20 protein-coding genes and 1 tRNA gene are annotated in these 22,410 nt (G+C 61.9%); 9 read left to right on the top strand and 12 right to left on the bottom strand.

Annotated features, from left to right (window positions below; translation table 11 throughout):
• The 4 genes from LOKVESSMR4R_RS03730 to LOKVESSMR4R_RS03715 all read left to right on the top strand — a co-directional run bounded on the left by LOKVESSMR4R_RS03730 (nucleotide 1) and on the right by LOKVESSMR4R_RS03715 (nucleotide 4,019).
• The gene (locus tag LOKVESSMR4R_RS03730) at nucleotides 1–1,011 is read left to right on the top strand and encodes a cytochrome d ubiquinol oxidase subunit II (RefSeq protein WP_087206365.1); all 1,011 of its coding nucleotides are present in this window, start codon (nucleotides 1–3) and stop codon (nucleotides 1,009–1,011) included.
• 95 nt (nucleotides 1,012–1,106) lie between these two features.
• Nucleotides 1,107–1,183, top strand: a tRNA-Met gene (locus LOKVESSMR4R_RS03725).
• A gap of 66 nt (nucleotides 1,184–1,249) precedes the next feature.
• Nucleotides 1,250–2,662 carry an FAD-binding oxidoreductase gene (locus LOKVESSMR4R_RS03720; RefSeq protein WP_087206364.1) on the top strand — a complete coding sequence of 471 codons (1,413 nt, stop codon included), beginning with the start codon at nucleotides 1,250–1,252 and terminating at the stop codon, nucleotides 2,660–2,662.
• 19 nt (nucleotides 2,663–2,681) lie between these two features.
• The gene (locus tag LOKVESSMR4R_RS03715) at nucleotides 2,682–4,019 is read left to right on the top strand and encodes a DUF2254 domain-containing protein (RefSeq protein WP_157898113.1); all 1,338 of its coding nucleotides are present in this window, start codon (nucleotides 2,682–2,684) and stop codon (nucleotides 4,017–4,019) included.
• Between the two features lie 7 nt (nucleotides 4,020–4,026).
• Here the strand turns inward: LOKVESSMR4R_RS03715 and LOKVESSMR4R_RS03710 are convergent, their stop codons facing one another.
• Both LOKVESSMR4R_RS03710 and hemC read right to left on the bottom strand, forming a co-directional pair.
• Nucleotides 4,027–4,281 (bottom strand): hypothetical protein, encoded by a 255-nt coding sequence (locus LOKVESSMR4R_RS03710; protein ID WP_087206362.1) that lies wholly within the window; start codon nucleotides 4,279–4,281, stop codon nucleotides 4,027–4,029.
• 55 nt (nucleotides 4,282–4,336) lie between these two features.
• Entirely contained in the window at nucleotides 4,337–5,281 is a 945-nt protein-coding gene (gene hemC, locus LOKVESSMR4R_RS03705) for a hydroxymethylbilane synthase (RefSeq protein ID WP_087206361.1), read from the bottom strand.
• A gap of 94 nt (nucleotides 5,282–5,375) precedes the next feature.
• Here hemC and hemE point away from each other — a divergent pair, with 94 nt between their 5' ends.
• On the top strand, nucleotides 5,376–6,410 hold the full coding sequence (hemE, locus tag LOKVESSMR4R_RS03700) for a uroporphyrinogen decarboxylase (protein ID WP_087212544.1): 1,035 nt from the start codon (nucleotides 5,376–5,378) through the stop codon (nucleotides 6,408–6,410).
• A gap of 160 nt (nucleotides 6,411–6,570) precedes the next feature.
• Here hemE and hemF read toward each other — a convergent pair whose 3' ends face one another.
• Nucleotides 6,571–7,449, bottom strand: coding sequence for an oxygen-dependent coproporphyrinogen oxidase (hemF, locus tag LOKVESSMR4R_RS03695; RefSeq protein WP_087206360.1), 879 nt, complete (start codon nucleotides 7,447–7,449; stop codon nucleotides 6,571–6,573).
• Between the two features lie 99 nt (nucleotides 7,450–7,548).
• Here hemF and LOKVESSMR4R_RS03690 point away from each other — a divergent pair, with 99 nt between their 5' ends.
• Entirely contained in the window at nucleotides 7,549–7,935 is a 387-nt protein-coding gene (locus LOKVESSMR4R_RS03690) for a hypothetical protein (RefSeq protein ID WP_087206359.1), read from the top strand.
• Here the strand turns inward: LOKVESSMR4R_RS03690 and LOKVESSMR4R_RS03685 are convergent, their stop codons facing one another.
• The 3 genes from LOKVESSMR4R_RS03685 to clpS are packed head-to-tail and all read right to left on the bottom strand — an operon-like array spanning nucleotide 7,936 to nucleotide 10,099.
• A complete protein-coding gene (locus LOKVESSMR4R_RS03685) occupies nucleotides 7,936–8,742 on the bottom strand; it encodes an SDR family NAD(P)-dependent oxidoreductase (RefSeq protein ID WP_087206358.1) in 807 nt (268 codons plus the stop codon).
• A gap of 12 nt (nucleotides 8,743–8,754) precedes the next feature.
• A complete protein-coding gene (locus tag LOKVESSMR4R_RS03680; protein WP_087206357.1) occupies nucleotides 8,755–9,732 on the bottom strand; it encodes a class I SAM-dependent methyltransferase in 978 nt (325 codons plus the stop codon).
• 25 nt (nucleotides 9,733–9,757) lie between these two features.
• Nucleotides 9,758–10,099: an ATP-dependent Clp protease adapter ClpS gene (clpS, locus tag LOKVESSMR4R_RS03675; protein ID WP_157898112.1), complete on the bottom strand. Its 342-nt coding sequence runs from the start codon at nucleotides 10,097–10,099 to the stop codon at nucleotides 9,758–9,760.
• Nucleotides 10,100–10,360: 261 nt separating this feature from the next.
• Between clpS and LOKVESSMR4R_RS03670 the strand changes: the two genes are divergently transcribed.
• Entirely contained in the window at nucleotides 10,361–11,935 is a 1,575-nt protein-coding gene (locus tag LOKVESSMR4R_RS03670) for a D-alanyl-D-alanine carboxypeptidase family protein (protein ID WP_087206356.1), read from the top strand.
• Nucleotides 11,936–12,001: 66 nt separating this feature from the next.
• Here the strand turns inward: LOKVESSMR4R_RS03670 and LOKVESSMR4R_RS03665 are convergent, their stop codons facing one another.
• The 5 genes from LOKVESSMR4R_RS03665 to LOKVESSMR4R_RS03645 form a co-directional block, all read right to left on the bottom strand.
• On the bottom strand, nucleotides 12,002–13,606 hold the full coding sequence (locus LOKVESSMR4R_RS03665) for an ABC transporter ATP-binding protein (protein WP_087206355.1): 1,605 nt from the start codon (nucleotides 13,604–13,606) through the stop codon (nucleotides 12,002–12,004).
• The gene (locus LOKVESSMR4R_RS03660) at nucleotides 13,603–14,778 is read right to left on the bottom strand and encodes an ABC transporter permease (protein ID WP_087206354.1); all 1,176 of its coding nucleotides are present in this window, start codon (nucleotides 14,776–14,778) and stop codon (nucleotides 13,603–13,605) included. Before LOKVESSMR4R_RS03660 ends, LOKVESSMR4R_RS03665 begins: the two co-directional genes overlap by 4 nt.
• A complete protein-coding gene (locus tag LOKVESSMR4R_RS03655) occupies nucleotides 14,775–15,857 on the bottom strand; it encodes a microcin C ABC transporter permease YejB (RefSeq protein WP_087206353.1) in 1,083 nt (360 codons plus the stop codon). The genes LOKVESSMR4R_RS03660 and LOKVESSMR4R_RS03655 overlap by 4 nt, the downstream gene beginning before the upstream one ends.
• A gap of 9 nt (nucleotides 15,858–15,866) precedes the next feature.
• Entirely contained in the window at nucleotides 15,867–17,747 is a 1,881-nt protein-coding gene (locus LOKVESSMR4R_RS03650) for an extracellular solute-binding protein (RefSeq protein ID WP_237331896.1), read from the bottom strand.
• A gap of 187 nt (nucleotides 17,748–17,934) precedes the next feature.
• On the bottom strand, nucleotides 17,935–18,447 hold the full coding sequence (locus LOKVESSMR4R_RS03645) for a c-type cytochrome (protein WP_087212533.1): 513 nt from the start codon (nucleotides 18,445–18,447) through the stop codon (nucleotides 17,935–17,937).
• A gap of 121 nt (nucleotides 18,448–18,568) precedes the next feature.
• On the opposite strand from LOKVESSMR4R_RS03645, the gene LOKVESSMR4R_RS03640 reads away from it, so the two are divergent.
• Nucleotides 18,569–19,417: a prephenate dehydratase gene (locus LOKVESSMR4R_RS03640; protein WP_087206352.1), complete on the top strand. Its 849-nt coding sequence runs from the start codon at nucleotides 18,569–18,571 to the stop codon at nucleotides 19,415–19,417.
• A 71-nt stretch (nucleotides 19,418–19,488) separates the two neighbouring features.
• Here the strand turns inward: LOKVESSMR4R_RS03640 and nudC are convergent, their stop codons facing one another.
• Nucleotides 19,489–20,460 carry an NAD(+) diphosphatase gene (nudC, locus tag LOKVESSMR4R_RS03635; RefSeq protein WP_087206351.1) on the bottom strand — a complete coding sequence of 324 codons (972 nt, stop codon included), beginning with the start codon at nucleotides 20,458–20,460 and terminating at the stop codon, nucleotides 19,489–19,491.
• Nucleotides 20,461–20,549: 89 nt separating this feature from the next.
• Here nudC and LOKVESSMR4R_RS03630 point away from each other — a divergent pair, with 89 nt between their 5' ends.
• Nucleotides 20,550–22,406 carry a bifunctional 2',3'-cyclic-nucleotide 2'-phosphodiesterase/3'-nucleotidase gene (locus tag LOKVESSMR4R_RS03630; protein ID WP_257790136.1) on the top strand — a complete coding sequence of 619 codons (1,857 nt, stop codon included), beginning with the start codon at nucleotides 20,550–20,552 and terminating at the stop codon, nucleotides 22,404–22,406.
• The last annotated feature ends 4 nt before the right edge of the window (nucleotides 22,407–22,410 follow it).

Here is a 22,410-nt window from a genome sequence, read left to right as displayed (position 1 = left end):
ATGAACACTTTTGGTGATCCGACGATCTGGCTGCCTTTCGTCTTTGCCGGGCTGATGGGCCTGTCGATCCTGATCTATGTCGTGCTGGACGGGTTCGATCTTGGGGTCGGGGTCCTGTTCCCTTTTGCCGAGGAGGACGAAAAGGACATGATGATCGCCACGATCGGGCCGTTCTGGGATGCCAATGAGACTTGGCTGGTGCTGGCGGTCGGGCTGCTGCTGGTGGCCTTTCCGGCAGCGCATGGCGCAATCCTGACGGCGCTATACCTGCCGGTTGCGATCATGCTGGTCGGGCTGATCCTTCGCGGCGTTGCCTTCGAATTCCGCGCCAAGGCCCCCGCCCCGCATAAGCGTTTATGGAACAATGCTTTTTTCGCAGGCTCGCTGATGACCTCGCTCTCGCAGGGGTTCATGCTGGGCATGTATATCATGGGGCTGGAATGGACGCTGGTGAATGCGGCCTTCAGCCTGCTGACGGCGGTCTTTCTGACCGTGGGCTATAGTTTCATCGGCGCGACATGGGTGATCCACAAGACGGACGGGGCCTTGCAGGCGAAATCCGTCGATTGGGCCAAGGGCGGGATCTGGGGGCTGGTGCTGGGCATCGGGCTGGTGTCGATGGCGACGCCGCTGGTCAGCACGCGGATCTTTGACAAATGGTTCAGCTGGCCCGAGGCGCTGTTGCTGTCGCCCCTGCCGATCCTGTCGGCGCTGCTGGTCTTTGCGCTGTGGTGGATGCTGCGCCGGATGCCGTTCACGCATGACCGGGTGTCCTGGTTGCCTTTTGCTGCGGCATCCTCGCTCTGGGTGATGGCGTTCATCGGGATGGCCTATAGCTTTTATCCCTATGTCGTCCCCGAACAGCTGACCATCTACGAGGCCGCCAGCGCGCCTGAAAGCCTGTTCATCATCCTGATCGGCACGCTTTTCGTGCTGCCCACGATCCTGGCTTATACGGTGCTGGCCTATACCGTGTTCCGCGGCAAGGCGACCGAACTGCGCTATGACTGATGCAGGGTGGATCATGATCCACCCTACGGGGGTGAAATCGGGCAGAATCGGTTTGACACCCCCCCGCCCTTTGCGTAATCGGACGCTCATGGTAAGGCGCGGTAGCTCAGTTGGTTAGAGCGATCGACTCATAATCGATAGGTCGGGAGTTCAAGTCTCCCCCACGCCACCACAACCCTTTCCACTGCATCAAAACCGAATTAGCCTGCGGCCAGATTTGCACGAAAGGCCGCGCCACATGTCCGTCATCGACCAGATCGCTGCCGCCATCGGTGCGGATCGCATCCTGACCGGCAAGGACGCCGCCCCCTATGGCAAGGACTGGACGGGGGCCTATACATCAACCCCGCTGGCCGTGCTGCGCCCCATATCCACCGCCGAGGTCGCGGCAATCATACGCATCGCCCATGCCACGTGCACACCCGTTGTCCCCTGTTCCGGCAGGACCGGTCTGACCGGGGCCACGATGGCCGATGGCGCGCTGATGCTGTCGGTCGAACGGCTGAACCAGATCACCCAGATCAACACCACCGGGCGCACCGCCACAGTCGGCGCAGGCGTGATCCTGTCCAATCTGCATGATGCGGCCGCCGCACATGGCCTGATCTTTCCGCTGACCCTGGGCGCGCGCGGATCGGCGATGATCGGCGGCTTGCTGTCCACCAATGCGGGCGGGTCCAATGTGGTGCGCTATGGCAGCACGCGGGGTCTCTGTCTGGGGCTAGAGGTCGTGATGGCCGATGGGCGCGTCATGAATTTGATGAGCGCGCTGCACAAGGACAATTCCGGCCTCGATCTGCGCAACCTGATGATCGGTGCCGAAGGCACGCTCGGGATCATCACCGCCGCCGTGCTGAAACTGCTGCCCAAGCCGCAGGCCTATGCCACGGCAATGGTCGCCCTGCCCTCGCTGGCCGATGCGCTGGCGCTGCTGCACCGTCTGCAAGACGAAACCGGCGGCGGGGTCGAGGCGTTTGAATATATGCCGCGCAGCTATATGGCCAAGCACCGGCAGATGTTCCCCGATATGCCCCCGCCTTTCGCGCAGGACCACGACGTCAATATCATGATCGAGGTCGCCGCCACCACCGCCCGTGATGCACAGCCCGGCCCGGACGGACAAAGGCCCGTCGTCACCCTGCTTGAGGATGTACTGGGCCAGATGCTCGAGGATGGCACCCTGCTGGACGCCGTGATCGCCCAGAATGAGACCCAGCGCCGCGAGATCTGGAAACGCCGCGAAGATGCCGGCGATGTTGCCTTTTTCGGCGGGCATTTCGTGAATACCGATATCGCCCTGCCGCTGGACAAGATCGCCACCTTCGAGGCCGCCGTGACACCGCGCCTGCGCGCCATTGATCCGGATGTCGAAGAAGTCATGGTCGCCCATCTGGGGGACGGCAATATCCACCACACCAGCTATGTCAGCCGCAATGATCCCGCTGCGATGGCCGCATTGCTTGAAGCGGTCGAGGATGTGGTGCAGGACTTGGGCGGGTCATTCAGCGCCGAACATGGAATCGGCCTGTCGAAACTGGCCACGATGAAACGGCGCAAGGACCCCGTGGCCTTGGCCGCGATGCGCGCGGTCAAGGCAGCGCTTGACCCGCATGATATCCTGAACCCGGGCAAGGTGATCCCGCCCGCCTGACCCGATGGAAGGGCCGCCAATGATCAAGCTGGCGCTGACAAAGATCCTGCAAATCCGGCAGAACTATTGGTTCTGGCCCAGCATGATGACCTGTGTCGCGGTCGTCCTGGGCATCCTGATGCCGATGCTGGACCGGCAGCTTGGCGCTGTCTGGCTGCGCGATCTTGGGATCGTGCCGATTGCCGATGTCGATGGCGCACGCGCGGTGCTGACCACCTTGGCGGCAGCCTCGCTGGGGGTTGCGGGTGTGGCTTTTTCGGTGACGATGGTTGCCGTCTCTTTTGCCAGTGCCAATTACGGGCCGCGGCTGATCAGCAATTTCATGGCCAATCGCCAGAATCAGGTGGTGCTGGGGGTCTTCGTGGCGACCTTCGCCTATAGCATGGTCGTGCTCAGCACCGTGAATCAGGATACCTCGCTGCCCGATCTGACGCTGCAAACCTTCGTGCCGCAGATCGCGATCCTGTTCGCGCTGGTGCTGATGCTGGCAACCGTGGGGGCGCTGATCTTCTACATCCATCATATCCCTGAATCGATCAATATCATGAACCTGCTGTCCGATATCGGCGGCAAACTGGAACGCGCCGTGATCGCGATGCTGCAGGCCGAGCAATCCAGCCCCGGCAAAAAGCCCGTCGATCTGGCCCCCGTCCCCGAAAAAACCGATGCGCCCGGCCGTCACATCACCGCCGATTGCGCGGGGTTTTTGCAGCATGTGACCTACAAAGACCTGCGCGCCATCGCCAAGGCCAATGACATTCAAATCGCCCTGCACCGCGCACCGGGGGATTTTCTGGTGCCGGGTGATCGGGTCCTGTCGGCCCGTCCGTCAGGGCGCAGCACCGACAAGGTGATCGGCGAGATCCAGAATTGCTATACGATCGGGGCGAACCGGACCGAACATCAGGACATCTTGTTCCTGTCGGACCAATTGGTCGAGGTCTGCGGCCGCGCCCTGTCACCCGGCGTGAATGATCCGATGACGGCGATGCTGTGCCTGCACTGGCTCAAACCCGGCCTGACCGCCTTTGCCCAGCGCCCGCCCGCGCGGCAGGCAGATCCTGCGGACCCGGTGATCTACCGGCGGCTGACCTTCAAGGATATGCTGGACCAATCATGGGACGGGATGCGCCAATATGTGGCAAAAGATCAAAGCGTCACCCTGCGCGGCTTGGAAATGCTGGCCGATATCGCCATTGCCGCGGGCAAAGACGATGTGACTGCCGCCTGCAAGCGGCAGGCCCAGCTTTTGGCGGCATCAGCGCATGCCATGCAGGACGATCCCGGCGCGCGGGCCGATATCGCGCAGAGCCTGCGCGAAACCTTGCAACGGATGGCGCGCGACGCGGCGCGTTGAGCGGCCCTCAGACCTCGGGCCCAGAGGGGTCGGGAATCACACTGGGGACATCCTCGACCTTGGTCTCGTCCCATCCTTTGTCCTGCCGCTTGATCCGGCGCGAAACCACATAGCTGATCGGCCAGGCGATCACAAAGCCAATCGCAGCCGCCCCGCCGATGGCCAGCCATGAATACCAGCCCAGCGTCATGACAGCGATCACCAAGGCCCCTGTGGTCACGCTGCCGACCATGAATGTCAGATAGATGCTCAGACGGTCCATAACGTCTCCTTTCAGATTGAAAGGCAAACGTCCGAAGGCGCGGCAGGTTCCACCGCTACATATGGTCGAAAAACCCCGGCCCCGCCTGCGCCAAAAGCTTGATCGCCATTTCGCGGCCCATCTCGGCGCCATCGGCAATCGCGCCGGTCATGTCATCGGCCAGCACTTGGCTGCCATCGGTGCGCAGGATTTCGCCGCGCAGGCGCAGGCTGCCACCGTCAAGATCGGCCAGCCCGCCAATCGGCGTCTCGCAGGATCCGTCCAGATGCGCCAGAAAGCTGCGTTCAGCGGCAAGGCGCTGGCCGGTGGGGCCGTGGTGGATCGCCTCCAGCATGGCGGCGGCGCGGGTATCATCGGCGCGGCGTTCGATCCCGATGGCACCTTGGGCGATGGCGGGCAGCATGTCCTCGGGCGCGATGGCGCTGCGTGGCACATCGGTCATGTTCAGCCGGTTCAGCCCCGCCATGGCCAGAAAGGTCGCCTCGGCCACGCCATTGCCCAGCTTCATCAGGCGGGTCTGCACATTGCCGCGAAATTCCACGACATTCAGATCGGGGCGGCGCACCAATAGCTGCGAGCGCCGCCGCAAGGACGAGGTGCCGACGGTGGCCCCCTGGTCCAGATCATCCAAGCCCTTGGCCGTCAGCGACACAAACGCATCGCGCACATCCTCGCGCGGAAGGTATGTATCGAGCAACAAACCACCCGGCTGGTCGACGGGCATATCCTTCATCGAATGGACCGCGATGTCGATGGATCCGTCCAGCAGCGCCTCTTCGATCTCGCGGGTGAAAAGACCCTTGCCGCCGATATCCTTCAAGGCGCGGTCCTGAATAGCATCGCCCATGACCTTGATCACGACGATGGCAAAGGCGTCTTCGGGCAGATCAAATTCCGCCATCAGCCTTGCGCGCGTCTCATGCGCCTGCGCAAGCGCCAGCGGCGATCCACGGGTTCCGATGTTGAAAGGCGAGGCGGGTGTGGGCAAAGCAATGTTCATGGCGCGATTGTTAGACGTGTCAATCTGGCCTGACAACTGCCTTGACAACATGTTCCGCAATTGGGACGACAGAGAGGTTGAAAAAGGACAAGACATGGCGCAGCAAAAGACCATCCTCAGGGCCCTTGCGGGCGAAACGCTTCCGACCCCGCCGATCTGGATGATGCGGCAGGCGGGGCGTTACCTGCCCGAATACCGCGCCACGCGCGCCCAAGCGGGGGATTTCCTGTCACTGTGCTACAACCCTGAACTGGCTGCCGAAGTCACGCTGCAACCGATCCGGCGCTATGGGTTCGACGCGGCGATTCTATTCGCTGATATCTTGCTGTTGCCACAGGCTTTGGGGGCGGATCTGTGGTTCGTCACCGGCGAAGGGCCGCGCCTGTCCACCATTACAACACCCGAGGAACTGGGGCGCCTGAAGCCCGTCGAGGAAATCCACGACACGCTTAACCCCGTCTATGAGACGGTAAAAATTCTGGCGCAAGACCTGCCCAAGGAAACCACGCTGATCGGTTTTGCCGGCGCGCCCTGGACCGTTGCCACCTATATTATCGCCGGCAAAGGCACGCCCGATCAAGGGCCCGCCCATGCGCTCAAGGCGGAAAACCGGCCCGTCTTTGAAGGCATCATGCACCGGCTGACCGAAGGCACGATCGCCTATCTGTCAAAACAGATCGAGGCCGGGGCGGAATGCGTCAAATTGTTCGACAGCTGGGCCGGATCGCTGGAAGGCGACGATTTCACCGAATTCTCGATCAAACCGATGCAGCGGATCACCGCCGCGCTCAAGCAAAAGCACCCCGGCATTCCCGTCATCGCCTTTCCGCGCGGGGCGGGCACGAAATACGCGGGCGTGCATGCCGCGACCGGGGCCGATTGCGTGGCGGTCGATGACGGTGTCGATGCGGCCTGGGTCGCGGACCACGTCCAGAAAGACGGCTGCGTGCAGGGCAATCTGGCCTCCGCGCATATGGTCACCGGCGGGCAGGCGCTGGTGGATGAAACCCGCCGCATCCGCGACGCGCTATCGGGTGGGGCGCATATCTTCAACCTTGGCCATGGCATCACGCCAGAGGCCGACCCCGCCAATGTGCAACTGATGATCGACACATTGCGGGGCGGCTGACGCCCCCCACTTCTTTTTTCCAAAAATACTCCGGGGTGAGCGCCGGACATGGTCCGGGGCGAGGGGCAGCGCCCCTTTTGCGGCTTTGCCGCAAGCGCTCCGCGCGGGGATATTTATGCTCGAAAGATGGGGGCGGCACCTGTGGGATGCCGCTTGCGTCTCATACCCATTTCGCCAATGGCGGCAGGCTCATCAGCACGGCATTGGCATCATGGCCGGTGGTCAACCCGAATTTGGTGCCACGGTCGTAAACAAGGTTATATTCCGCATAAAGCCCGCGGTGGATCAGCTGCGTGTCCTTGTCGGCGTCATTCCACGGCATATCGCGGCGTTTTTCCACCAACGGCACATAGGCGGGCAGGAAGGCGCGGCCGATATCCTGGGTCAGGGTGAAATCAGCCTGCCAATCGCCGGTGCAATAATCATCCATGAAAATGCCGCCCACGCCCCGCGCGCGGTTGCGGTGGGGGATATAGAAATATTCATCCGCCCAGGCCTTGAGCTTGGGGTAGTGATCTTCCCCATGCGGGTCCAGATGCGCCTTTTGCGTGGCGTGGAAATGGGCGGTATCTTCTGCATATTCGATGCAGGGGTTCAGGTCGGACCCGCCGCCGAACCACCAGGCATGCGGGGTCCAGAACATGCGGGTATTCATATGGACCGCAGGCGCATGCGGGTTTTGCATATGCGCCACCAGCGAAATGCCCGAAGCCCAGAACCGCGGATCATCCGCCATGCCAGGCACACCGCGCGCGGCCATGGCGCGCTGTGCGGCATCACCCAACTGGCCATAGACGGTCGAGATATTGACGCCCACCTTTTCAAACACGCGCCCCCCGCGCATCACCGACATCAGCCCACCGCCCGCGTCCGATCCGTCGTCAGAATGCCGCGATGTTTCGGTCACTGCGAACCGGCCTGCGGGGGCCGCGCCTGCATGGCTGTCCTCCAACGCCTCGAAGGCTGCGACGATATCGTCGCGCAATCTGCGGAACCATGCCGATGCCGTGGCTTTTTGTGCTGCGAATTCTTCTGCCATGTGACGGCTTAGCCCCTGATATTGTATAGCGATTGGTAATAATGTGCAGATACCATACCGAACACGATCCGATGTTCCAGACCAAAACCGGAGAAGACGATGCGCCCTGCCCTGATCATCCTGCCTTTTGTGGCACTTACCGCCTGCGCCACACCGCGCGAAGATTGTATCGGGCAGGCGACGCGCGATCTGCGCGTGCTGAACAGCCTGATCACCGAAACCCAGGGCAATCTGGCGCGCGGCTATGCGATCGCGGAACATCAGGACATCCGCACGATCCGCCAGACCTGTCGTGGCACCAACAGCGATGGCACGACATTCCGCTATCGCTGCGACGAGACCGAGACATTCACCACGAACCGCCCTGTCGCCATCGATCTGAACGCCGAACGCGCCAAGCTCAATTCACTGGTCGAACGGCGCAGCCAGCAACAGGCATCATCGGATCAGCTGGTGCTGCAATGCATCGCGATGCACCCCGAATGATCAATGCGCCGATACGCAGGCCGGGTCGATCAGGGTCCGCCCACCATCGACGGTGATGATCTGGCCGGTCACGAAACCGGCCGCATCTGACGCCAGATATTGCACGGCATCCGATACCTCGCCGGGGCTTGCGATCCGGTGCAGCGGGGTGTTTTCGAGGATCGCATCGCGCATTTCGTCATCATCTTTGAGCGAGCCCATCAGGCTCGCGCTCATGACGCTGCCGAAGGCCACGGCATTGACGCGGATACCGTGCGGCGCGAAGGCCACGGCCATCGACCGCGTCAGCTGGTCCAGTGCGGCGGTGCTGACCGAATAGGCCAGTAGGTCGCCATGGGTGCGCCGTGACGCAATGGACGAGATGTTCACGATCGACCCGACAGCAGCGCCGCCGCCGCCCTTGCCTGCCTGTTTGATCATCCGGCGCGCCACGGCCTGGCTGACGCGCATCGCGGTCAGCATGTTTTGCTGCAACAATTCATCCATCGACGTGTCATCGGGGTCCAGCGGGTCGGTGATCATCACCTGCCGAGACGCATTGACCAGAATATCAACCCGTTCAAATGCATCGATGGTCGCGGATAACAGGTTGGTGATGGTCAGCTTCTTGCGCAGATCGCCCGCGAACAGCCGGATATTGGCCTCTTTCTCGGCCTCTTCGCCCATCTGGGCGCGCAGGGTCTTTTCATCCATATCGGCAAAGACGACATTGGCCCCGCCTTCGGCGAAATGCCGCGCGATGGCCAGCCCGACGCCATTGGCCGCCCCCGTGACAATTGCGGTCTTGCCGCTGATGGAAAAGGACATGGCGATGCTCCCTTACGCTAAGCGCAGCGGTTTGGTGGCGTGGAACAATTTGAACGCGTTGTTGCCACCGATTATGTCGACATTGCGGAAACTTTCCGACATGGCCGATTCATAGGGCAAATGCCGGTTCGCGACCATCCACAGCTTGCCATGCGGGGCCAGCAGGCGGCAGGCCGCTTGGATAAAGGCACGGCCCAACCCGGCATCAGCGGCGCGCCCGGTGTGGAAAGGCGGGTTCATGACGATCCCGTCATAGGCTTTTTCGGGGGTAAAGCGCAGCGCATCGGCCCAGTGGAACCGCGCGCGCGGATCGGTCACGTTCAATTGCGCGCAATCAAGCGACAGGGCCTCGGCCTCGATCAGGTCCAGCGCGGCCACACCTTCGCGCGCCAGCACCGCCTGCGCCAGATAGCCCCAACCCGCGCCCAGATCGGCCATGCGCGCGGGCAGTTTCGGCGGCAATGCAGCGGCCAGCAGCGCAGAGCCTGCATCGACCGCGCCATCGGAAAACACGCCCGCCGTGGTGAAATACCCATGCGGTCCCTGCACCGGCCCCGGTATCGCCCAATCGGCAAAGGCGGGGCTGGCGGCAAACCAGAACAGCCGGCCATGCCCTTTGGTGACAGAAGGCAGATCGCCCAGCCGCGCGCGGCAGGATTTGAACAGGCTGTCCACGCCATCCGTGCGCTGCCCGTCGACGATGACCAGATCGGCCTTGGCGCAGGCCTGCGCGATCATCGCCTGCGCCAGCGCCTTGGCGCGCGGCACAATGACCACGGCTGTGGCGCAGCGCGGCAGGTCCCGGCTGACCGCATGCCCCGCAATCTGCCAATCGGCGACATCGGGGTAAAAGCCGTGGACAATGCGCAAAGCCTCGCGCGGCAAATCCGAAATGTCATAGCTGGCAGGCGGGCGCATCAGGCCGATATCGCCTGCGCGCAGGACAAGAAGGCCGTCGTGGATGGCCGTGCTGAGGCGGGATTGTGGCATATCTGTCGCGAATAACGCGGGCGCGCTATTCTTTCTCCATCGTGCATTGCAGCGGGTGCTGGTGGCGTTGCGCGAAATCCATCACCTGCGCCACCTTGGTTTCAGCGATCTCGTGGCTGAAAACGCCGACGACGGCAACGCCTTTCTTATGCACCGTCAGCATCAATTCGAACGCCTGCGCATGGGACAGCCCAAAGAAGCGTTCCAACACATGCACGACAAATTCCATCGGCGTGAAATCATCGTTCAGTATCAGCACCTTATACATCGGCGGCCGTTTCGTCTTTGGCTTTGTCTCAAGCGCAATGCCAAGGTTGCCGTCGTCGCGGTCCTCTTTGTCAGCCATCATGTGGAACGGGGCGTGCATCAATGATCCTGTCATAGCGCTACATATAAAGCATGCCCGCCCAGAGAAAAGGGGATCATGCGAGAAAGGGAAAACCCGCCAATCGCCTATCTAGCGGCTTGACGGCGCAAAGCTACCACATCTTCGAAACCTGCCCGATGAACGCCCCGAAAGTCTTTGAATTTAGGGTGTTTTCCGGCAAGCAAACTTGTGCTAGCCTTTGCAAATAATAATAAGGTCACCGGAAAAATCCGGGGCCAGAGGCAGTAAGAGGCACGCGACATGGCACGTCGTCCGGGACAGTTGGCCCATATCGGGCTGTATTTTTGCGTTCTGATTTTCATTCTGGCCCTTGCGCCGATGCGCGGGCTTGCCGCCCCCTATGCCGCATTGGTCATGGATGCGCGCACCGGCGAGGTGCTGCATGCGCGCAATGCCGATACACGGCTGCATCCGGCCTCTTTGACCAAGATGATGACGCTTTATGTGGCCTTTCAGGCGATTGAACGTGGTGAGATTTCGCTTGATACCGAGGTGACGATCACATCCCATGCCGCCAATGAGCCGCCGTCCAAACTGGGGCTGCGCGCCGGTCAGCGGATCCGCCTGCGCTATCTGATCCGGGCCGCTGCCGTCAGATCCGCCAATGACGCGGCCACGGCGATCGGGATCGCGATCTCGGGGTCCGAAGAGGCTTTTGCCACGCGGATGAACCGGACAGCAGCCGCCATGGGCATGTCCAACACCACCTTTCGCAATGCCCATGGGCTGACGCAATCGGGCCATTTGTCGACGGCGCGCGACATGTCGATCCTGGGGCGGCATGTGATCTATGATTTCCCGCAATATTATAACCTGTTTTCGCGCCGCACCGCCGATGCCGGCGTGGCCACGGTGCAGCATACCAACCGCCGCTGGCTGGATTCCTATCCGGGCGGTGACGGGATCAAGACCGGCTTTACCAATGCGGCCGGTTTCACGCTGGTCGCCTCGGCCCAGCGCGGCGATCAGCGGATCATCGCGACCGTGTTTGGTGGCACCTCGACCGCGGCGCGCAATGCGCGCATCACAGAGCTGATGGATATGGGGTTCAGCATGGCCCCTCGCCATGCCAATGTGAACCGCCCGACACCACCCGGCGCGATGGCCGAAGCCCCTGCGGACGGATCCATCGCCGCAGGCAATAGCGTGCGCGGATCGGCGGGCAAGGTGATCCGTGTCAACGGGCTTGTGACCCGCAGCTACCGCCCCGTTGGCCGCCCCGTCACGACGCAACCAGAGGCCGAGATGTTGCTATCCGCTGCGCCACAGGAATCCGCCCCTGCCCCCGCGCCAGAGGTCGATGTCGCCGTGGTTGTCGAACAAGATATCATCAATGCGGTGCTGGCCGATGCGGTCAATGCCACTTTGATGGAGGTTCTGGCGGAAGAGCCGTCCGCGCAAGTCGCCGAGACCAGTGTCGCTCAGGCCAGTCCCACCGTCACCCCGCAGCCCCGGCCCGAACCACCCGCCGAGATGCAGATGGTCGCAATGGCCGCGACAGCACCGGTGGCGCCTCTGGCTGAAAGTTTCACCGCCACAGAGCCAGAAGTTGTCACCCGCGTGTCCACCTCTGGCGGGCGGCATTGGGGCGTGAATGTCGGCCGTTATCCCAGCCGCTTTGACGCCGAGCGGGTGCTGCTGCAGGTCGCCTTGAACGAGATGAATACGCTGGACGGGGCGCTGCGCCGTGTCGTGCAGCGTTCTGGCGGGTTTGACGCCAATTTCATGGGGCTGAGCCGCGACGCGGCTGATCTGGCCTGTCGCCGGTTGCAGGCGCGCGGCACGACCTGTTTCATGATCGGGGCCGACGGCTAGGTTGCGCGGTCGCAAAAGGACTTTCGGGCCTCCGGCGGGAGTATTTTTGGAAAAAAGAAGTGGGGGTCAGGCCGAAATGGCGCGCCCTTCAAAGGCCGCCGCCATCAGCTGACGGGTATAGGGGTCTTGGGGCGCATCAAAGATCGCCGCGGCGTCGCCTGCTTCGACCACATCGCCTTGTTTCATCACCATCACCTTGTGGGACAGCGCGCGCACGACTTTCAGGTCATGGCTGATGAACAGATAGGCCAACCCGTTTCTTTGTTGCAGGTCGCGCAACAGCTGCACGATCTGCACCTGCACCGTCATATCGAGCGCCGAGGTGGGTTCGTCGAGCACCAAGAGCCGGGGCCGCAGGATCATCGCGCGTGCGATCGCGATCCGCTGCCGCTGTCCGCCCGAGAATTCATGTGGATAGCGGTCCATCATCGCGGGGTCGAGCCCGACCTCGGCCATGATGTCGCTGACCATCTCGCGCCGGTTGCGCCCCGGATCGACACCATGCACCCCCAGACCTTCGGCGATGATCTGTTCGACCGTCATGCGCGGGCTGAGCGAGCCATAGGGATCCTGGAACACGATCTGCATCTCGCTGCGCAGGGGCCGCATCTGGCGTTGCGTCAGGCTGTGGATGTCGCGCCCTGCAAAGCTGATCCGCCCCTGCGACCGGATCAACCGCATCACAGCCAGCGCCAGCGTTGTCTTGCCCGACCCGCTTTCGCCGACGATGCCCAGCGTTTCGCCTGCGCGCAGCGTCAGCGAGGCGCTATTGACCGCCTTGATATGCCCCACGGTGCGTTTGAGCAGGCCCGCCGTGATCGGGAACCAGATCCGCGCCTGATCAGTTTCCAGCACCATGGGCGCATCGGCGGGCACGGGCGCGGGCACGCCGGTTGATTCCGCCGCAAGCAGGCTTTGCGTATAGGCATGCTGCGGATTGGCGAATAATGCAGCGGTTGGCCCTTCCTCGACGATCACACCGTCTTTCATCACGCAGACCCGGTCGGCGATCTTGCGCACGATGGTCAGGTCATGGGTGATGAACAGCATCGACATTTTGTCGCGCTGTTTGAGATCAGCCAGCAGGTCGAGGATCTGCGCCTGGATGGTCACATCAAGCGCCGTTGTCGGTTCATCCGCGATCAGCAATTCCGGCCCATTGGCCAGGGCCATCGCAATCATCACCCGCTGCCGCTGTCCGCCGGATAATTGATGCGGATAGGCGCCAAGGCGGGTTTCGGGGTCGCGGATGCCGACGCGGGTCAGAAGCTCGATGATCCTTGTGCGCAGCGCCGGCCCGCGCAGCCCCTGATGCAATTCGATGCTTTCGGCCAATTGCTTTTCCAGCGTATGCAGCGGGTTCAGCGAGGTCATCGGTTCTTGAAAGATGAAACTGATGTCATTGCCGCGCACGCGGCGCAGGGCGGCTTCATCGGCACCGACCATTTCCACCCCGTTATAGGTGATGGATCCTGCCATGACCGCGCTATCGCCCAGCAGCTGCACGGTGGACAGGGCGGTGACGGATTTGCCCGACCCGCTTTCGCCGACAATCGCCAGCGTCTCGCCCCGATTAATCTGGAATGACACGCCGCGCACCGCATGGGTGGTGGCACCATCCTGCCGGAAGGCGACCGCCAAGTCGCGCACATCAAGAATGGCTTTGGTCATTTCACGGGGGCCTTTTGCGCAGCGGCGAGGTCTTGGGCGGCAACCACAGGCACCGACCCGTCCGCGATGAAGGTCTTGCGCGGATCAAAGGCGTCGCGGATTCCCTCGAAGATGAACACAAGCAGCGACAGCATGATCGCGAAGGTGAAGAAGGCGGTAAAGCCAAGCCACGGCGCTTGCAGGTTCTGTTTGGCCTGCAAGGTCAGCTCGCCCAGCGACGGGGCCGAGGATGGCAGCCCGAAGCCGAGGAAATCCAATGATGCCAGCGTGCCAATCGCCCCTGTCACCAGAAACGGCAGCATCGTCACGGTGGCGACCATCGCATTGGGCAGCATATGGCGGAACATGATCGTGCGGTCGGGCACGCCCAGCGCCTTGGCCGCGCGCACATATTCAAGGTTGCGCGCGCGCAGGAATTCCGCCCGCACCACCCCCACCAGCGCAGGCCAGCCGAACAGCACCGTCAGAAAGACCAGAAGCCAGAAGCTTCGTCCCAGAATGGCGAAAACGATGATGATGACGTAAAGCGACGGCGTCCCCGTCCAGATCTCGATAAAGCGCTGGAACGCCAGATCTGTCCAGCCGCCGAAATAGCCCTGCACCGCCCCGGCCGCGATCCCGATGATCGAGGCCGATATCGTGACCATCAGCGCAAAGACAATCGACAGCCGGAAGCCATAGATCACCCGCGCTGTCACGTCGCGTTTGGTGTCATCGGTGCCCAGCCAGTTCAGCGCAGAGGGCGGCGCGGGGGCCACGCCGGGCCGGTCAACGATGGTGTTGTAGGAATAGGGGATCACCGGCCAGATCATCCAGCCGGGCTGGAAATCTTCGCCCAGATCCTCGCCAGCCGCCAGCGCGGCCAGCGTGCCGTCCGGATCGTCAAGGCAGATCTCCATCCCGCCGGTCTTGATCAGGCATTGCACCTCTATGTCCTGATAGCGGGCCTGGGTCGGGAAATCGCCGCCGAAATCGCGCTCGGAATAGAATTGCGCGACGGGCATCCGCCATTCGCCCTGATAGCTGACAAGGATCGGTTTGTCGTTGGCGATCAGTTCGGCAAAAAGCGACAGGCTAAACAGCACGCCAAAGATGATCAGCGACCAGACCGCACGGCGGTTGCGCTTGAAATTGCGCCAGCGGCGCTGGTTCAGGGGGGACAGGCGCATCATGTGTTGCGCGCCTCGAAATCAATACGCGGGTCGATGAAGACATAAGTAATATCGGTCAGAATCCCGACCACCAGCCCAATCAGCGAAAAGGCGAAGAGCGTGCCAAAGACCACCGGATAATCACGCGCCACCGCCGCCTCGAACCCCAGCCGCCCCAGACCGTCCAGCGAGAACAGCGTTTCGATGATCAGCGACCCGCCGAAGAACACCCCGATGAACAAAGCCGGAAAGCCCGAGATCACGATCAGCATCGCATTACGGAACACATGGCCGTAAAGCACGCGGGATTCCGACAGCCCCTTGGCCTTGGCGGTGATGACATATTGTTTCTTGATCTCGTCCAGAAAGCTGTTTTTCGTCAGCAGCGTCAGCGTGGCAAAGGCCGAAATGGTGGAGGCCAGCACCGGCAGGGTGATGTGCCAGAGGTAATCGAGGATCTTGCCGATCAGCGACAGATCCGCGAAATTCGCCGATGTCAGGCCGCGCAATGGGAAGATCCGGAAATAGGACCCCCCCGCGAAAAGCACGATCAGCAGGATCGCGAATAGAAAACCGGGGATCGCATAGCCGATGATGATTGCCCCGCTGGTCCAAGTGTCGAACGGCGTGCCGTCGCGCACGGCCTTTTTGATGCCAAGCGGGATCGAGATCAGATAGGCGATCAGCGTGGACCACAGGCCCAGCGTGATCGAGACCGGCATCTTTTCCAGCACCAGATCGAACACGCTGATCGAGCGGAAATAGCTGTCGCCGAAATCGAAACGCATATAATTCCACATCATGTTGAGGAACCGTTCCAGCGGCGGTTTGTCGAAGCCGAATTCGCGTTCCAGCTGGGCGATGAATTCGGGCGGCAAACCGCGTGCGCCGACGTAATCGCTGCCGCTGTCATTGCCGAAATCAGCGTCGCCGCCCCCGCCAGAGAAGCTTTCGAAGACATCGCCGCGCCCTTCGAGATTGGCAAGGATCTGTTCGATCGGCCCGCCCGGCACGAATTGCACCAGCGCAAAGTTGATGATCATGATCCCCAGCAAGGTCGGGATGACCAGCAACAGCCGTCGAAGGATATAGGCGCCCATGAACCTGCCTTACCGCAAAGCGCCGGCGGCGATCAAGGCATCGGCCTTGTCTTGATTGAACCACCAGTAATCCAGATGCCCCAGACCGAATTCCGGCAGGTTTTCGGGATATTCATACATGTCGAAATAAGCGACCCAATTCGCACCCAGATACCATGTCGGGACCATGAAATATGCGTGCCGCATCACGCGGTCGATGGCGCGGACCCCGGCGGCCATTTCGTCATAATCGCTGGCGTTGATCACGAATTCCGCCAAAGCATCGACAGCCTCCAGACAGAAACCCGCAGGGTTGAACACATCATCGCGGTCTTCGCAGCCGTAGCGCTGGGTCAGTCCGGTCCCTTCTTGCAGGCCGGCGTTATAGCCGCCAAAGATCATGTCGAAATCATTGGATTGCGTGCGCGCCTGATATTGGGGCGGATCGACGCGGTTATAGGTCGCATTCACGCCCAGACGTTGCAGATTTTCGATATAGGGCGTGATGATCCGGTCAAAGGCTTGACGCGTTTCCAGAAAATCGATGTCCAATGTGCGCCCCTCGGCATCGCGCAACAGCCCATCATTGCCCGGCGTATAGCCCGCCTGTTCCATCAGATCGAGCGCCCGGCGCAGGTTGCTGCGGTCCAGCGGGCGGTCGCCGCTGCTATGGGGCATAAAGGCGTCTTCGGTGAAAATCACCTCTGGCAGCATGGCGCGCACGCTGTCGAGCATTTCCAGCTCGCGCCCTTGGGGCAGGCCGGTCGCGCGCAGCCGGTCATTTTCCCAAAAACTGTTGCGCTGCTGGAACAGCCCATATTGCAGATTATCGTTGGTCCAGGTGAAATTATACATCAACCCCAGCGCCAAGCGCAGGTTGCGGTCCTGAAACTTGTCACGGCGCAGGTTGAACACGAATCCGGTGGCGGCGGGCAAAGTGCCATCCGCCAGCGTTTCCCGCACGACCCAGCCATTGCGGATCGCGGGAAAATCATAAGATGTCGCCCAATTGATCGAGGAATTTTCGCGCCGGAAGGTGAATTCACCCGCCTTGAACGCCTCGAAGGCGGCGGAACTATCGGCGAAATATTCCACACGGATCGCGTCGAAATTGGCGCGCCCGATATTGATCGGATGGGTTTGCCCCCAGTAATCGGGGTTGCGGCGATAGATGATCTGGCGGCCCGGATCGACGCTGCCGACCATATAGGGGCCGGTGCCGGGGGCGGTTTCCAAACGGCTTTCATCCAGTCGCGCGCCGGTTTGCGCGAACCAGGCTTGCGGCATGACAAGGGTATTGGCCATCTGGCTGACCCGGCCACGGCGCGGCGAGTCGGGGTTGAAGGTGAATTTGACGGTGTGATCATCCAGCGCCTCTGCCCCTGTCACCAGTGCGGTGATCCCCGCACGGAACGACGGCGTGCCCTGTTCGGCAAACAGGTTATGGGTAAAGACCACGTCCTGCGCTGTCATCGGCGTGCCATCCGAAAAGGTCACATCATCGCGCAGGTTGAAGATGACCCAAGACTGGTCGGCGGGATATTCCAGTGTCGTGCAAAGCAGGCAGTAATAAGACCCGACCTCGTCATCGGTGCTGTCCATCATCCGTTCATACATGACCGAGGACAAGCTGCCCGGCGTGCCCGACAGGGTCGCAAAAGGGTTCATGCTGTCGAATGATCCATCGGCGGAAATGCTGATCTCACCGCCCTTGGGGGCTGCGGGGTTCACATAATCCAGATGCGCGAAATCGGCGGGATATTTCAGATCGCCATATTCGTTGAACCCATGCGACACGATCACCGCGGGGGCGGTCTGCGCCGTTACCTCATAGGCGCCCAGCAACAGCAGCGCTGCAAGCGACCCCATGGCCCAGAAAGGCAGCCGCCCTGCGGCATCGGGTCGGGCCATAGCGTGAACCTTGGGGCGCTGAGACATCGTGAACTCCAGTTGCGACAAGCCTTTTGACTGAAATAAGGCTACGGCGCGAAACGGCAAAGATTCAAGTTGAGAATGCGTGATCGCGCCGTGTTCATCCGCCACCCGCAACAAAAAAGGCCGCCCAGCGGGGCGGCCCTTGATCAAATGGCTGGCGCGATCACTCGAATGTGGCCAGATAGGCGATCAGGTTCGCGCGGTCATCAATCGACCGCATCCCGTTATACCCCATCGAGGTGCCGGGGGCATAACCGCGGGGGTTTTCCAGAAAGCCGTTCAGCGCCTCGGGGGTCCAGACTTCGGCCGCCGCGATCAGCGCGCCCGAATAGGAAAAATTGTCATAGAATTGCACGGGACGGCCCACGACACCGTGCAGCGCCGGACCTGTGCCATGCACGCCGGGTTCCAGCACATGACAGGCGCGGCAATTGCGCCACAATGTTTCACCATCCGCAGCGCTGGCCGAGGCCATGACCACCGCGAAATCGATTTCTTCGACGGCTTCTTCCGGCGCGCCTTCGGCATCTTCAACGGGGATGATATAGGCCTGCTCGCCATATCCATGCCCGCCGCCGAAATAGATCGACGATGCAAGCCACGCACCCAATAGGTAAACAAGCAAAGTCGCGCAGAGCGCACCAACGGCTTTGGTGATTGTCATTGTGTCGAACATGTCGCGGTCCATCCAGAGTTCAAAGTCTGCAGACGTGTATCCGCTTCCCCCCCGCCGTTGCAAGGTATAGTGGCGCGACGAAATGCCCATTTTTGGCCTTTGCCGTCCGGAGGACACAATCATGTCGCGCAAAATCGCCTTTCAGGGGGAATTGGGGGCCTATGGCCACGAAGCCTGCGCCAGCGCCCGCCCCGATTACACCCCCCTGCCCTGCACCACTTTCGAGGATGCAATCGCCGCCGTGCGCAATGGCGATGCCGATCTGGGCATGATCGCGGTCGAGAATTCCACCTATGGCCGGGTCGCGGATGTCCATTCGCTGCTGCCTGAAAGCGGGCTGCATATCGTTGACGAAACCTTTGTGCGGGTGCATGTCAATCTGCTGGCAAGACCCGATGCAAAATTGTCCGATATCAAGGTCGCGGTCGGCCATCCTGTCATCTTGCCGCAATGTACGGGTTTTCTGCGCGACCACGCAATCACCGGCCACACCAGCACCGATAATGCCCGCGCCGCGCGCGAAGTGGCGCAGGGGACGGATAACACCATTGCGGCGCTGGCCTCGGAACTGGCGGCGCAAATCTATGGTTTGCAGGTTCTGGCCCGCCATATCGAGGATCACGACCGCAATACCACGCGCTTTTTGATCATGGCGCGCGACGCCGATACCACCCGGCGCGGCGATTACGGCATGGTGACCAGCTTTGTGTTCCGCGTGCGCAATATTCCGGCCGCTCTTTACAAGGCGATGGGCGGTTTTGCGACCAATGGCGTGAACATGACCAAGCTGGAAAGCTACATGGTCGGCGGGCAGTTCACCGCAACCCAGTTCTATGCCGAAATCGAAGGCCATCCCGAGGATCGCAATGTCCAGCTGGCATTGGAGGAATTGCGCTATTTCACCGATCACCTGCTGGTGATGGGCACCTATCCCGCCGCCGCCCGTCGCCATGAAACGGCAGCGGGCTAGCAGGTCTGGCCGTCATCATCAATCATGCAGGGGGCATGATCCACCACCTTGCAGCGGCCCCATTGCGGGCATCAAGACGCGTCGGCCGGCCCGTCATAGCTGCGGTCGGCCAGCCAGTTTTCGATCAGGAAATGCGCGATCGCCCCTTTGCGCGCGGATTTGAGCCTTGGGTGCAATCCCGCGAAAGACAGCGCCATATCCTCGCGGCTGACCCAAAGCGCATCCTCGATCTCGGTGCGGTCGATGCGCAGGTCCTGGTCCAGCGCCGCGCCGGCGCAGCCCAGCATCAGCGATGCCGGAAACGGCCAGGGCTGGCTGGCCAGATAGCGCACGGCCCCGACGCGGATGCCCGCCTCTTCCAGCACTTCGCGGCGCACGGCGGCCTCGATCGTCTCGCCGGGTTCGACGAAACCGGCCAGCAGGGAATACATGCCCTCGGGCCAGCCGGGCGAGCGGCCGACCAGCACATCATTGCCATGCGTGATCAACATGATGACCACAGGGTCGGTGCGCGGGAAATGATGCGCGCCACAGGCCGGGCAATCGCGCTGCCAGCCCGCCATCGCGATCACGCTTTGCGTGCCGCATCTGGCGCAAAAGCCATGCGTCTCGTGCCAGCCCAGCACCGCCTTGGCGGTCACCGCCAGTTCGGCATCACGCGGGGTCAGCCGCGTCATGATGGCGCGCAATTCGGAAAAACCGGCATCTGCAGGCATGGCCGGATGCTTTTGCTCGGAAGGATCAAGGAATGTGTCCAGATGCGTGATATCCAGATCGGGCGGCGTCCAGCCCGACAGATCCGCAGCAAAGACCGGACCGGCATCATCGCGCCCCAACAAGATTAGCCCCGGCGCGGTATCGGCCATCACCGGATGATCCAGCGGCACCTGCACCAGAGCGTCATCCATCACCATCGGCTTGCCGCGCCACAGCAGGATCGCGCGCGCCCCGCCCTGCGCCATAGCCATCGCCGGATCGCCCCGCAAATGCGCTGCCCGGTCCAGCCCAGAGCCGCCAAAAGTGACTGTTTCAGAGATCATCATCGGGTCGAAATGACACGGCTCTGGGCAGAGTTCAAACTTTTCCGGCCGCAGGCTGTGGCCATGACAAAATTTCTCTCTATGGTTGCGCCATGGTGACGAGGGGGTCTATAGCGTCGGCAAGCAGGCAGAACGCCTGTCACGGCACTTTGCGCATTTTGGCGACCACCGATCTGCATATGCGGATCCTGCCTTATGATTACTTTGCCGACCGCGCCGAGCCGACCGGAGGGCTGGTGCAGCTGGCAGACCAGATCACCGCTTTGCGGGCCGATCCTTCGGCGCTGACGCTGCTTTTCGACAATGGTGACTTCCTGCAAGGCAATCCGCTGGCCGATACTTTGGCGCAGGCGGGCATGGCGGGCACAGCGCATCCGATGATGGCGGCCTTTGCGGCGCTGGGCTATGATGCGATCACGCTTGGCAATCATGAATTCAATTACGGGCTGGCGTTTCTGCGACAGGTTCTGCGGGATGCCTCTTGCCCGGTGGTCTGTGCCAATATCGACTGGCGCGATCAGCCGCCAATCGCGCGGCGCTTTGCCCTGCTCGACCGGGTGATCCGCTGTGATGATGGCCGCGACCATCCCCTGCGGATCGGCGTTGTCGGCTTCGTGCCACCCCAGGTCACCCGGTGGGACCGGGTCAAGCTGGGCGATACGATCGCCACTTGCGATATCGTCGCGGCAGCGCAAGACATCGTGCCGCAGATCAAGGCCGCCGGGGCGGATATCATCATCGCCCTGTGTCACGCAGGCATCGGTGCGGCAGACCATCGTGACGGTATGGAAAATGCCGCCGTGCCGCTGGCGGCGGTGCCGGGCATTGATGCGATCCTGACCGGCCATACCCATCAGGTCTTTCCGGGGGCCGCACATCCGGCCACGCCTTTTGTCGATCCGGTCGCCGGGCGGATCCACGGCAAACCGGCGGTCGGCGCAGGCTTTCACGGGCAGGCATTGGGAAAGATCACCCTGAGGCTGCGCCGCGCTGCGGATGGCTGGCATGTCACCGACCATGCAAGCGCGGTCCTGCCCGCCGCCCCCGCCCGCACGGTCAGCGAGGTCAGCCAAAAGATCTTGGCAGCCGTGCAAAAGGCCCATCAGGCGACATTGCGGCAGATCAGGCAGCCCATCGCCCGCACATCGGTGCCGATCCACAGTTATTTCGCACGCATCAGCCCCGATTTGCCCGGCTATCTCCTTGGGCAGGCGCTGATCGCCTATGCCGAATCGATCCTGCCGGATGGTGGATTGCCGATCATCGCAGCAGTATCGCCGGTCCGCTCGGGGGGCTTGGACGGGCCGGCATGTTACGTTTCCATCCCGCCGGGGCCGATCACGCGCCGCGATATCTGCGCAATCTATCCTTATGCCGACACGCCGGTGATCGCCCGGCGCAGCGGCGCAGACTTGCAGGATTGGCTAGAACAGGCGGTGTCAGGCTATCATCAGATCGCCCCCGGCAGGGCGGACCAACCTTTACTGAACCCCGCTTTCGCTGGCTATGTCTTTGATGCGTTTCACGGGCTGAGCTATGCAATCGACCTGACACAACCGCCCCGGCATGATGCGACAGGCCGCATTGTCGCGCCACAAGCCGCCCGGATCACCAATCTGCGCTATCATGGCAAAAAGGTCCGGCCAGACCAATGTTTCGCGGTTGTCGCCAATAGCTATCGCGCCTTTGGCGGCGGCGGTTTCCCCGCGATCCCGATGCAGGATGTACTGGCCATGCCCGACCAGCCGATCCGCGACATCCTGACACAAGCCGTGCAGCGCCAAGCCGTGATTGAAACGCGGGTCCCGCAATCGTGGCGCTTTGCGCCGCTGGCCAAGACATTCGCCGATTTCATCTCTGCCCCCGAAGGCAGGCATCACCTGAGCGCGCGCATGCGCGCGGCCGAGGCACAGGGTGACGGTTTCACGCGGTACCGCCTGGCGCTCTGACATC

Origin of the sequence: Yoonia vestfoldensis, assembly GCF_002158905.1 — a bacterium.
Taxonomy (GTDB): Bacteria; Pseudomonadota; Alphaproteobacteria; order Rhodobacterales; family Rhodobacteraceae; genus Yoonia; species Yoonia vestfoldensis_B.
Note: the sequence above shows the minus strand (reverse complement) of the source record. Positions and strands in the feature narration are given on the sequence as shown.